Source organism: Oceanicola sp. S124 (genome assembly GCF_000220565.1).
Classification (GTDB): domain Bacteria; phylum Pseudomonadota; class Alphaproteobacteria; order Rhodobacterales; family Rhodobacteraceae; genus Pseudooceanicola.
Genome location: NZ_AFPM01000314.1, coordinates 1 through 11,725 on the forward strand (window position 1 = coordinate 1; position 11,725 = coordinate 11,725).

Consider the following 11,725-nt stretch of genomic DNA (forward strand, 5'->3'; position numbering starts at 1 on the left):
GCACGCGCCGGGGCCCGGCAGGAGCGCCTGGTGGTCATGTTGGCGGGGGCGCCGGGGGCCGGCAAGTCGACGGTCGTCGACGCGCTGCAACAGGCGCTGCGGGAACGCGGCCTGCCGACGCAGATCCTGCCGATGGACGGGTTCCACTACGACAATGCGATCCTCGACGCCCGCGGCCTGCGCCCCCGCAAGGGCGCACCCGAAACCTTCGACGTCACCGGGCTTGCGCTGATGCTGGCGGCGCTTGCGCTGCCCGGCTCTCCGGACCTTGCCGTACCGGTCTTCGACCGCGCCGCCGACCTGTCGCGCGGCTCTGCCCGGATCATCCCGGCGGCGACACGGGTGCTGCTGGTCGAGGGCAACTACCTGCTGCTGAACCGGGCGCCCTGGTCCGACCTGCGTGACCTCGCCGATGTGACGGTGATGCTCGACTGCCCGATGGAGGTTCTGGAAGCGCGGCTGACGCGGCGCTGGCTGGACCTCGGACTGCCCGAAGCGGCGGCGCGGGCCAAGGTAGCGGGCAACGACCTGCCCAATGCGCGCCTCGTGATCGGCGAAAGCGTCAGCCCGGATCTGCGCATTCCCACCCATTGAACGGCAGAAAGCCGCCCCGAAGGACGGCTTTCGCAAGATTTCCGATGGCGAGTGGCCTCAGCCAGCGTCCTTGTAGCTGATCTCGGGCGCGTCGCTGCCGACGCGCTCGCGGCGCACGATCAGCCGGTTCAGGGCGTGGATATAGGCCTTCACCGAAGCGACCACGGTATCCGTATCGGCGTTGGAGCCGGTGACGATCCGCCCGTCCTCGTTCAGCCGGACGGAGACGGTGGCCTGGGCATCGGTGCCCTTGGTCACGGCCGAGACCTGGTAGAGTTCCAGCTTGGCCTCATGCGGGAAGATCTGCTTCACCGCGTTGAAGGCCGCATCGACCGGGCCGTCGCCGGTGGTCTTGGCGGTCTTCTCGACACCATCCACGGTCATCGTCATCTCGGCGGACTGGCCGCCGGTGCCACAGATCACCACGAGGTCCTTCAGCTGCAGGCTGTCCGGGGTCGCGTCGTCGGAGACACGCACCAGCGCGAGGATATCGTCGTCGTAGACTTCCTTCTTGCGGTCGGCGAGGTCCTTGAAGCGGGTGAAGATGTCCATCAGCTGGTTGTCGGCCACCTCGACGCCAAGCTGGCGCAGCTTGTCCTTCAGAGCGGCCCGGCCCGAGTGCTTGCCCATGACGAGGTTCGTGGCCGCAAGGCCGACATCCTCGGGGCGCATGATCTCGAAGGTCTCGGCGTTCTTCAGCATTCCGTCCTGGTGGATGCCGCTCTCATGCGCGAAGGCGTTCTTGCCGACGATGGCCTTGTTGAACTGCACCGGGAAGCCGGAAACGGCGGCGACGCGGCGCGAGATGTTCATCAGCTTGGTCGACTCGACACCGGTCGAGAATGGCATGATGTCGTGGCGCACCTTGAGCGCCATGACGACCTCTTCCAGCGCCGTGTTGCCGGCCCGTTCGCCGAGGCCGTTGATGGTGCATTCCACCTGCCGCGCGCCCGCCTCGACGGCGGCCAGGCTGTTCGCCGTCGCCATGCCGAGGTCGTTGTGGCAGTGGGTGGCGAAGACGATCTCGTCCGCGCCGGGCACCCGCTCGAGAAGCATGCGGATCAGCTCGGCGGATTCCTTCGGCGCGGTATAACCCACGGTGTCGGGAATGTTGATCGTCGTGGCGCCGGCCTTGATGGCGATCTCGACCACGCGGCAGAGATAGTCATGCTCGGTCCGGGTGGCATCCATGGGCGACCACTGCACGTTGTCGCAGAGGTTGCGGGCATGGGTCACCGTCTCGTGGATGCGCTCGGCCATCTCGTCCTGGGTCAGGTTCGGAATGGCGCGGTGCAGCGGCGAGGTGCCGATGAAGGTGTGAATGCGCGGCGACTTCGCGTGCTTCACCGCTTCCCAGCAGCGGTCGATATCCTTGAAGTTGGCGCGGGAGAGGCCGCAGATGGTGGCGCTCTGCGCCCGCTGGGCGATCTCGCTGACAGCGCGGAAATCGCCTTCCGAGGCGATCGGGAAACCGGCTTCGATGATGTCCACGCCCATCTCGTCGAGCAGCTGGGCGATCTCCAGCTTTTCCTCGTGGGACATGGTGGCGCCGGGGCTCTGCTCGCCGTCACGAAGGGTGGTATCGAAGATGAGGACACGACCGGGGTCGGCGGGCACGATATTGGAAGTCATTGGAATCTCTCTTTCATTCTCCTGAGGCCTTGGCGCGATAGGCATCCTCTGAGCAGCTCGCGCCGAAACGGCACGCTCAGAGGCGAATTAGGAGAAGCAGGCCAGCACGACGGGCGCCCGGAAGCGGACGCTGTGCATTGGGGATATGGGCCTGGGTCATCATGGCCCCTTCCTTAGCGGAAGAGCGCGGGGCTTGCCAAGCCAAAATCCCCGGGTAGGGCGTCAGAGTGGTTGAGAGATCATGGAGTGGCATGCCCCAGGTCGCTGCCCGGGCGCCGGAAGCACGCCACGGATCGCCCGTCGGACAAGGGGGTAGCGGCATGGGCGGCCTTTCTCGGGCATCCCCTCGAAGCCATGTGAACAGACCAGCCGGGTGAGTGCTGCGGAGGGTGTATTCGCCCCTGCGGGGCGTGGCCTCCGGCGGGAGTATTTTCAGCCTGGTGATGACCAAGGGAGACAGCCCCCGGAGGAGCGGCGGACGTCCGATCCAGGGGCGTTGCACGCCCTCCATGGCAAAAGAGGAGGGCGCCTTTCCGGGCCCCCTCTTCATGCGCATCACCAGGCTGAAAGTACTCCGGGGGAGTCTCCGGCACGGAGACGGGGGCAGAGCCCCCCGCCAGCCTCGACCTGGCGCCCCCTTCATCGGGGGCGCCCAGATACTTCCGCCAACTCGCCAAAGACGGTCGGACGGTGAGATCAGGCGATCTCGGTCACCAGTTCGTCCAGCGGCTTGCGGATCTTCTTCATCGGCAGCAGCCAGTCATTATCGGCCTCGCGGTAGCCGAGCGGCAGGGTCAGCACGGCGTGCAGGCCCTTTTCCTTGAGCCCGAGGATCTCGTCGAACCGGTCGGCGTCGAAGCCCTCCATCGGAGTGCTGTCCACTTCCAGCTCGGCGGCCATGGCCAGGGCAAAGCCGAGGGCGATATAGGCCTGGCGGGCGGCGTGGTCATGGTTGGTGCCGGCATCGCGCGGCAGGTACATGGACTTCAGCCGGGTGTAATAGGCCCGCAGCCCCTCGTTCTCGCCGCGTTCGGCGAGGTTCTGCGCCAGCACCGCGTCCAGCCGCTCTTCCGAGTAGTTGTCCCAGGCGGCGAAGACCAGCACATGGGAGCCATCGGTCAGCTGCGACTGGTCGAAGGCCGCTTCGCGCAGCTGGGCGCGCACCTCGGGGTTCTTCACCACGAACAGCTCGAAGGGCTGCACGCCGGACGAGGTCGGTGCCATCTGGATGGCCTCGACGATACGGGCGACCTTCTCCTCGGCCACGGGGCGGGAGGGGTCCATCTTCTTGGTGGCATAGCGCCAGTTCAGCTTGTCGGTCAGCATGGGAAAATCCTTCAGGTCTGCTTTGGCTCCGATGTGTCATCTGAACCGCAGAGTTCAAGTTTCCCCGGGGAAACCAAGCCTCAGGCCGGTTTCCTGCAAGGCGCTGATATGTCGCGCCTATTCTGGCTGCTGCGCGTTGTCGCACAGGGTCCTGTGCAGGCGCGACGGCCGTATTCGACGGCGCGGCGGGCAGAGTCCCGGCCGGCGCCCGTCTTTCGCCAAGGGGGCATGCCACCTGCGAACCGGACGGCCAGAGCCGGTCCGGGCACCGTTCCGCATGCATCACCAGGCTGAAAATGCTCCGGGGGAGGCTCCGGCAGGGAGACGGGGCAGAGCCCCTGCCGGCCCGGCCACTCGGGGTCTGCGCCAAGGACCCCCTGGCGCGGCCCCGAAGCCAGGCCCTCAGAGGTCCAGCGCCGCCCGGATGATCGCGCAGGCCTTCTCGACCGCTTCCTCGATCGACATCTCGGAGGTGTCCAGCAGTACCGCATCCGCCGCGGGCCTCAGCGGCGCCGCTGCCCGGGCCTGATCGCGGGCGTCGCGCTCGCGCAGGTCGGCCAGCACGGCCTCGGGAGAGGTGACCTCTCCCTTGCCGACCAGCTCACGCCAACGCCGGTCGGCGCGGACATGGTCTGAGGCGGTGACATAGAGCTTCACCTCGGCCTCGGGGCAGATGACCGTGCCGATGTCGCGCCCGTCCAGCACCGCGCCGCCCTGCCGGCGGGCGAAGGCGCGCTGGAAGTCGACCAGCGCCGCGCGCACCTCGGGGATGGCAGCCACTTCCGAGGCGGCACGGGCCACGTCGGGGCCGCGCAGGTCGTCGCGGTCCAGATCCTCGGCGCGCAGGGCCTCGGCGGCCTCCAGCGGCGCCATCCCCTCGAGACGCCGCGCCCCGGTGGCGCGATAGAGCAGCCCGGTATCCAGGTGACCCAGCCCGAAGATCCGCGCGATCTCTTTCGAGATCGTGCCCTTGCCCGCTGCGGCGGGGCCGTCGATGGCGACCGTGAAGCTCATGTGCACTCCTCTTTCCGGGCCTGCTTTCTAACTGGTCTCGGGGCGCAGGGCCAGAGCAAGCCCGATGCGTGCCCGCTGCGCCGCGCCGGGGCGGTCACGCGCCCGTGCGGCGGGGCCACAGCAGGCGGAGGGGCAGGGCGATCACGCTGATCGCCGCCGCGACAAGCACCAGCACGACGTTGACGGCCTGCAGCAGCGCGAGCAGTTCAGGCAGGCTGCCCGGCAACAGGAAGCAGGCGAACGCCACGAGGGCCAGTGCGGCACCGGGCAGCATCAGAAGCAGGCGCCGGGCCTTTTGGCGCGCCCGCAGCAGTCGCGGCACGGAAAGCCCGAGAGCGATCCATCCCGCCGCGGCCACAAGGGCCGTCGGCAGCGCTTCGCCGCTCATGGCGGGCGGGAAGGGGGCGGGCGGGAAATAGGTCGCCACGAAGGGCGCGCCGATCTCGAGGATGTCCTCCTCGGGGCGCCCCGGGCCCTGCAGGTGATGGGACAGGACAGTTGCCGTGGCGAGCAGGATCAGGCCCGCCACCGGCAGAAGGCGCCAGAGACCTCCGGCGCCGGCGGTCACTCCAGGCCCGCGCCCAGCTCGCGCATCAGCGGAATGAAGATCGGGAAGGAGGTGGCGATCGGCCCGCTGTCGTCGATGCCCACGGGCTGTTGCGTCGAGAGGCCGAGGCAGAGGAAGGACATGGCGATGCGGTGATCGAGGAAGGTCTCGCAGGTGAAGCCGCCGGGCACGTTGCCGGGGCCCATGCCCTCGACGGCCCACCAGTCCTCGCCCTCTTCCACGGTCACGCCATTGCCGCGCAACCCCCGTGCCATGGCGTCGATGCGGTCGCTCTCCTTGACCCGCAGCTCTTTCACACCGGTCATCTCGGTGCGGCCCGTGGCATTGGCCGCGACGACCGACAGCACCGGGTATTCGTCGATCATCGAGGCGGCGCGGGCGGGCGGCACGGAAATGCCCTTCATGTCCGGCGAATAGCGGGCGCGCAGATCGGCCACGGGCTCGCCGCCCTCTTCACGCAGGTTCTCGTAGGTCAGGTCGGCGCCCATCTCCTTCAGCGTGGTGAAGAGACCGGCGCGGGTCGGGTTCAGCCCGATGTTCGGCACCAGAACGTCCGAGCCGGGTGTGATCAGCGCGGCACAGACCGGGAAGGCGGCAGAGGAGGGGTCACGCGGCACAGCGATGGTCTGCGGCTTCAGCTCAGGCTGGCCCTTCAGGGTGATGATGCGGCCCTCGTTGGTGACCTCTGTGCTGATCTCGGCGCCGAAGCCCGCCAGCATCCGCTCGGTATGGTCGCGGGTGGCTTCCTTCTCGATCACCACGGTCTCGCCGGGGGTGTTGAGACCGGCCAGCAGCACGGCGGATTTCACCTGGGCCGAGGGGACCGGGGTCTCGTAGCGCACTGGCACGGGGTTTTCCGCACCGACAAGGGTCAGCGGCAGGCGCCCGCCCGAGCGCCCGACGGCGCGGGTGCCGAACAGCGCCAGCGGATCGGTGACCCGCGCCATGGGGCGCGCGTTCAGCGAGGCATCGCCGGTGAAGGTGACCGAGATCGGACAGGTCGCCACGGCGCCCATGATCAGCCGCACGCCGGTGCCGGAGTTGCCGCAGTCAATGACATGGTCGGGCTCGGCGAAACCACCGGTTCCCACGCCATGGACGCGCCAGTTGCCGTCGCCGAGGTTCTCGACCGTGGCGCCGAAGCTCTGCATGGCCTTTGCGGTATCCAGCACGTCCTGGCCTTCCAGCAGGCCCGAGATATTGGTCTCCCCCACGGCCATGGCGCCGAAGATCAGGGCGCGGTGGCTGATGGATTTGTCGCCGGGCACATGGGCCTCGCCTTGCAGCGGGCCACGGGCCGTGGATTTCATCGGGACGGGGGCGCCGTGGGACGACATGATCTCTCCTCGCGTGTTGCGCGGATCTGATAGCGCAAGCGGCAGGCGGGGTCACGTGCAAAGGCGGGATCAGAAGGGGATGGGCTTGCCGTGCTGGTCAAAGAAGCCGCCGCTGTCGCCGGGCGTCAGACCCTCAAGCACCGCCAGCAGGCGCCGCGCGGCCTCGGGGGGCGGCACGGCGGGATGGCGCGCGAGATATTTCTCGGTCAGCGCGCTTTCCACCGTGCCCGGATGCAGCGCCACGCAGAGCGCCTGCGGATGGCTGCGCCCCAGTTCGACGGCGGCCGAGCGCACCACCTGGTTCAGCGCCGCCTTGGCGGCCCGGTAAGAGGTCCAGCCGCCCAGCCGGTTGTCCCCGATCGAGCCGACCCGGGCCGACAGCACGGCAAGACTCGCCGGCCGGTCCCTCGGCAACAGGCGCAGGGCATGTTTCAACACGATGGCCGGACCGATGCAGTTGACGGCGAACTGCGCCGCCATGGCCTCTGGCGCAAGCTGGCGCAGCGCCTTCTCGGGGCCGCGCCCGTCGATCTCCAGCGCGCCGGTGGCGCAGAGCACAAGGTCGAACCCGGGAGAAAGCGCCCCGAGGTGCGTGGCCACCGAGGCCTCGTCGGTCAGCTCCAGTCCGTCGTCGCGCCGCGACAGGGCGGTGACCTGCACGCGCTCGGCCTCAAGCGCCGCCACAAGGGCCGCGCCGATCCCGCCGGAGGCACCGATGATCAGGGCTCGTGTCATGCCCTCTCTACGCGCGACCCTCCCGAAAGGTTCACTTTCCGGGGGCGCGGCCTCGGGGTGCATCGAGCCCCCCTCGGCCGCCGGGGGCGGCGCCCCCTGAAGGCGCCCTCCTTCAGCCCGAAGCGCTTGGCGCCTCGACGCCTCGGGCCCCGCTGCCACTCAGTCACTGCCCGGCATTCATCACCAGGCGGAAAATACTCCGGGGGACTCCGCGCCAGCGGAGGGGGGCAGAGCCCCCGCGCCGCCTCGTGCCGGGGGCAGAGGTTGAATTTGAGTATTTTCAGCCTGGTGATGATACGGGCTCGGCCCCCGGATCTCAGAGCGAGAGCTTCTTGAAGATGGGTTCCGGGATGGCGCGGATCACGCCCATGATCAGGCGCCAGACGGGGCGGGTGTAGATCACGTTGCGCTTCTTCGCCACGGCGCGCAGCACGGCGGCGCTGACTTCCCCGGGCGCAGCGGTCAGCGGCGCGGGCAGGTCCAGGCCTTCGGTCATCGCGGTGGCGACAAAGCCGGGCTTGACGGTCAGCACATGGACGCCTTCGCCCGCCAAGCGGTTGCGCAACCCGGCGAGGTAGGCCGTGAAACCCGCCTTGGCCGATCCGTAGATGTAGTTCGAGCCGCGTCCGCGATCACCGGCGACGGAGGAGATGCCGACGATCACCCCTTCGCCCTCGGCGGCGAAACGGTTCGCGACATGCCCCAGCACCGAGGCAGGGCCTTCGAAGTTCGTGCGCATTACCCGGACGGCGGCCGCCAGGTCGCGTTCGTCCTCCTGCTGGTCCCCCAACAGGCCGATGGCGCAGACGACTACGCCGGGGCGGGGCTCGAGCCCCGTTACGAAGGCCTCGTGGCTGTCCAGGGCCAGGGCGTCGAACTCGTGCAGGCTGACCTCGACCCGGTGGCGCAGCGACAGGTCCTTGCCCTGCAGTTCCAGCCCTTGCGCATTGCGGGCGGCCAGCATGATCGGGTGACTTTCGGCGGCGAAGGCATGGGCGATGGCCAGCCCGATGTCGCTGCGGCCGCCAAGGATCAGGACGGGGTCTTTCATGGGGCTCTCCCGGGAGTCAGAGGTTCAGGCGGCGCGACTGGGCGGAGGCAAAGCGGCTGTCCCAGCCCTCGTCGCGACGGATCTTGGCGAGGGCGGTCAGGCGGGGATCGGCGGCGTGCAGGGTCTGCGCTGTCAGCCGGGCGTCCTTGGCCAGGTAGAAGCGCCCGCGATGCTCCAGCGTGATCTTGTCGAGGCGCTCCAGCAGCGTCAGCGCGGCGGGGGTGACGGGAAAGTCCAGCGCCAGCGTGTAGCCCTCCATCGGGAAGCTGTGCGCCGTGGTGTCGGGGCCGAGGCGTTTCAGCACCGCCAGGAAAGAGCCCTGTCCGGCCTCGGAGATCGCCGCCAGAAGCTTCTCAAGGCCTGCGCGCGCCTCTGCCAGCGGCAGGACGCACTGGAACTGGGCAAAGCCGCGGCGCCCGTAGATGCGGTTCCAGTTGGCGATGGCGTCGAGCGGGTAGAAGTAGCTGTCCCAGTCGACCAGCGAGGGCCCGGCCTTGGCGGCCCCGGCGCGATAGTAGAGCCCATTGAAGGCGCGCAGCGTGTAGCGGTTCAGCGCGAAACCCGGGGCATCCAGCGGCACGTTCAGGCGGCGTTTTTCGGGCGTGGCGAAGGGCCGGACGCGGCGGCGGGGCGCGAGCTGGTCGAGGCGGGCGTGATTGCCCAGCATGACCAGCGAGCGGCCAAGCGCCGCCCCCTGACCCAGGCAATCGAACCAGGCGACGGAATAAGTGGGGCCCCGGGCATCGGCGGCGGCGTCTTCGAAGATCGCCATGGCCTCTGCCAGATCGCGGGCCGGGCGCATGTCCTGGGCGATCCAGCCGGTTTCCACGGGCCGCAGGTAGAGGCCTGCGCGCAGGATCACGCCCGTCAGCCCCATGCCGCCGATGGTCTGCTGGAACAGGCCCGAGTTGCTGGCGCGGGTGCAGCGCAGCACCTCGCCCTCGGCGGTCATGATCTCGATCCAGGCGACGTGGTGCCCGAACGAGCCGTCGCGCAGGTGGTTCTTGCCGTGCACATCCGCGGCGATGGCCCGCCCAGCGTCACCAGCTTGGTGCCGGGCGTGACGAAGGGGAAGAAGCCAAGCGGCAGGAAGGCCGTGATCAGGTCGCCCAGCAAGACGCCTGCCTCGGCCTCGACCAGGCCGGTTTCCGGGTCGAAGCTCAGGATATGGCGGAAGGCGGTCATGTCGAGAACCTGGCCTTCGGAGAGCGCCGCATCGCCGTAGCTGCGGCCATTGCCGCGCGCGATGAGGGGGCCCTTCGCCATGGCCTCGGCCACGGCGGCATCGCTGCGCGGGCGGGTGAGGGTGTCGGGTGCGATCTTCGGATAACGGCCCCAGCCGGAGAGCGGGCCGCTCATGCCGGGGCGGTCCGGAAGGTGAAGCGGCGGTCGAGGCGGTATTTCACCACGTAGCCGATGGCGAGGCCGAGCACGGCGCCGGCCTCGCGGGCGAGGTCGGTCTGCCAGGCGAGCCAGGCGGCGGTCTCGAAGCCCCAGAAGATCGCCGTCGTCACCAGACCCATGGCGGTATAGAGGCCGAACTTGCGGCCATGGGCGCGGGCACCGGTCTCGCGGTCGTCGAAGATCCAGCGCTTGTCGAGGAGGTATTTCAGCACCAGCCCGACACCCGTGCCGGTCAGCACGGCCAGTGCGAAACCGGGGTCGCCAAGCAGGGCCAGCACGCCGCGCTGGGCGGCGAGGTTGGCCAGCGTGGCCAGCACGGCGAAGGCGGTATAGAGCGCGACAAGGCGCATTCAGAGGCTCCCGGCGGTAAAGAGGCCCAGGATCAGCAGAAGGCAGACCTGGCTGGTACGGTCGCGCAGGGCGAAGACCACCGGGTCATCATGCATCTCTCCGCGGTGGGTAAGCAAGACGCAGCGCGACAGCCAGTAGAGCAGCACGCCGCAGGCCCCCCAGAGCACCTGGGGCGTGGCATAGAGCGCCTGCACCGCCTCGCTCTCGACATAGAGCGCCATCACCAGCACCGAGAGGTAGCCCGAGGCCACGGCCATGATCGAGACCAGCATCAGGTCCTCGGTGCGATAGCCCCGGCCGGTGGCGACCTCGCGCCCGGCGGCGGCATTGTCGACCAGCTCGGCCTGGCGCTTCACGGCGGCGAGGGAGAAGAAGAAGAACAGCGTGAAGGCCAGCAGCCAGGCCGACAGGGGGATGCCCGTCGCCGCCCCGCCCGCCACGACGCGCATCGCGTAGAGGCCCGCGAGGGTGCAGATGTCCAGGATCGCCAGGCGCTTCAGCCTGAAGGAATAGGCCGTGGTCAGCGCGTAGTAGGCAGCCATGACGGCCAGGAAGAGCGGCCCGAGCAGCAGTGCCAGGGCAAAGCCCGCCAGCACCAGCCCCGGCGCCAGCCAGAGACCCGTGCGCAGCGGCAGCGCGCCCGAGGCGAAGGGGCGGTGGCGCTTGCGGGGATGGGCGCGGTCGGCGGCAAGGTCCATCAGGTCGTTCAGCACGTAGACCGACGAGGCGACCAGCGAGAAGGCGACAAAGGCCAGCAGGCTTTGCACCAGCGCGCCGGCGGTCAGCGCGTGGGCGGCCAGCATCGGCAGGAAGACCAGCAGGTTCTTCAGCCACTGGTGCGGACGCAGCACGCGCAACAGCGGCGGCAGCCGGTGCGGCGGGGCCTCCGGCGCATCGGCCTCGATATGGTGGACGTCGGTCGAGAGAGCCTCGGCCCGGCTGCGCAGGGCGGCGGGGGCGGCGACAGTCAGCGCGCGGGCCACGCGGTCCCAGACCGCGAGATCGGCAGGGCTGTCGCCGGCATAGGTCACTTCGGCGCCGAAGTGCTGCAGGATGAACTCTGCCTTCTCCATGCCCTTGAGGTTGCGTCCGGGGGCCGAGCCATGGACCTCGTCGAAGAGGCCGAGGTGGTCGGCGATGGCCCGGGCGATACCCTCGTCCGACGCGGTGACGAGGGCACAGCGCCCGCCGGCCGCGCGCCAGCTTTCCAGCAGGTGCAGCACGGCGGGGCGATAGGGCAGGGCAGCAGGGGCGCAGGGGGCAAGCGCGGAGAGCCGGGCCTTGAGCCCCGAACGCCCGCCCGTTGCCAGCGCCCAAGCCGCCAGCATAGGGGCGGACGGGGTGCGGGTGCAGGCGGCCCAGAAGCTCTCGTCCAGCATGTCGCTGGCAATCAGCGTGCCGTCGAGATCGCAGAGCAGCCATTCGCCCGGCCGTGGCTGCGGCATGGCGCTGGAAAACTGGTCCGAACCGTTCTGATGCATGGCTGCCCCCAAGCTGTCCCTCTGCCCGGATTGTTCCCGTAGCGCGGACAATCTGGCGGCAGAATCGGGTCAGAGTGTGGCTGAACCGGGGAAAGATGGGGTGGACCCTGTCCTTTCATCTGCGCGCCCTTGCCCGGACTGCAGGGGCCCGGGGGCATGGGGAAACCGGCCCATGCCCCGGGGCAGGGGCCTTTTTCCCTTGATTTGCGCGCCCCGGGCGACTATCCCGCCC

The 11,725-nt window shown here is 69.2% G+C and carries 12 protein-coding genes; 1 reads left to right on the forward strand and 11 read right to left on the reverse strand.

Going from position 1 to position 11,725, the window contains the following annotated elements; all coding sequences use genetic code 11:
• On the forward strand, nucleotides 1-594 hold a 594-nt coding region (locus tag OS124_RS25580), incomplete at its 5' end, for a fructose transporter kinase (RefSeq protein WP_010142071.1).
• 57 nt (nucleotides 595-651) lie between these two features.
• Here the strand turns inward: OS124_RS25580 and OS124_RS0121505 are convergent.
• The 11 genes from OS124_RS0121505 to OS124_RS0121550 form a co-directional block, all read right to left on the reverse strand.
• Entirely contained in the window at nucleotides 652-2,226 is a 1,575-nt protein-coding gene (locus tag OS124_RS0121505) for a 2-isopropylmalate synthase (RefSeq protein ID WP_010142072.1), read from the reverse strand.
• A 696-nt stretch (nucleotides 2,227-2,922) separates the two neighbouring features.
• Nucleotides 2,923-3,552 (reverse strand): NAD(P)H-dependent oxidoreductase, encoded by a 630-nt coding sequence (locus OS124_RS0121510; protein ID WP_010142073.1) that lies wholly within the window; start codon nucleotides 3,550-3,552, stop codon nucleotides 2,923-2,925.
• A 402-nt stretch (nucleotides 3,553-3,954) separates the two neighbouring features.
• Nucleotides 3,955-4,566 carry a (d)CMP kinase gene (locus tag OS124_RS0121515; RefSeq protein ID WP_010142074.1) on the reverse strand — a complete coding sequence of 204 codons (612 nt, stop codon included), beginning with the start codon at nucleotides 4,564-4,566 and terminating at the stop codon, nucleotides 3,955-3,957.
• Between the two features lie 94 nt (nucleotides 4,567-4,660).
• Nucleotides 4,661-5,134 carry a hypothetical protein gene (locus tag OS124_RS0121520; RefSeq protein ID WP_010142075.1) on the reverse strand — a complete coding sequence of 158 codons (474 nt, stop codon included), beginning with the start codon at nucleotides 5,132-5,134 and terminating at the stop codon, nucleotides 4,661-4,663.
• Nucleotides 5,131-6,471, reverse strand: a complete 1,341-nt coding sequence (aroA, locus tag OS124_RS0121525; RefSeq protein ID WP_010142076.1) for a 3-phosphoshikimate 1-carboxyvinyltransferase — start codon at nucleotides 6,469-6,471, stop codon at nucleotides 5,131-5,133. The genes OS124_RS0121520 and aroA overlap by 4 nt, the downstream gene beginning before the upstream one ends.
• A gap of 69 nt (nucleotides 6,472-6,540) precedes the next feature.
• A complete protein-coding gene (locus tag OS124_RS0121530; protein WP_010142077.1) occupies nucleotides 6,541-7,206 on the reverse strand; it encodes an SDR family NAD(P)-dependent oxidoreductase in 666 nt (221 codons plus the stop codon).
• A gap of 316 nt (nucleotides 7,207-7,522) precedes the next feature.
• Nucleotides 7,523-8,257: an SDR family oxidoreductase gene (locus OS124_RS0121535; protein ID WP_010142078.1), complete on the reverse strand. Its 735-nt coding sequence runs from the start codon at nucleotides 8,255-8,257 to the stop codon at nucleotides 7,523-7,525.
• 16 nt (nucleotides 8,258-8,273) lie between these two features.
• Complete coding sequence (locus OS124_RS25585) at nucleotides 8,274-9,272, reverse strand: FAD-binding protein (protein ID WP_237708151.1); 999 nt, start codon at nucleotides 9,270-9,272, stop codon at nucleotides 8,274-8,276.
• Complete coding sequence (locus OS124_RS28095) at nucleotides 9,206-9,616, reverse strand: FAD-binding protein (protein WP_237708152.1); 411 nt, start codon at nucleotides 9,614-9,616, stop codon at nucleotides 9,206-9,208. Before OS124_RS28095 ends, OS124_RS25585 begins: the two co-directional genes overlap by 67 nt.
• Nucleotides 9,613-10,011: a GtrA family protein gene (locus OS124_RS26830; protein WP_010142079.1), complete on the reverse strand. Its 399-nt coding sequence runs from the start codon at nucleotides 10,009-10,011 to the stop codon at nucleotides 9,613-9,615. The genes OS124_RS28095 and OS124_RS26830 overlap by 4 nt, the downstream gene beginning before the upstream one ends.
• Nucleotides 10,012-11,493 carry a UbiA family prenyltransferase gene (locus tag OS124_RS0121550; RefSeq protein ID WP_010142080.1) on the reverse strand — a complete coding sequence of 494 codons (1,482 nt, stop codon included), beginning with the start codon at nucleotides 11,491-11,493 and terminating at the stop codon, nucleotides 10,012-10,014. It abuts the gene before it with no gap.
• Nucleotides 11,494-11,725 lie beyond the last annotated feature (232 nt).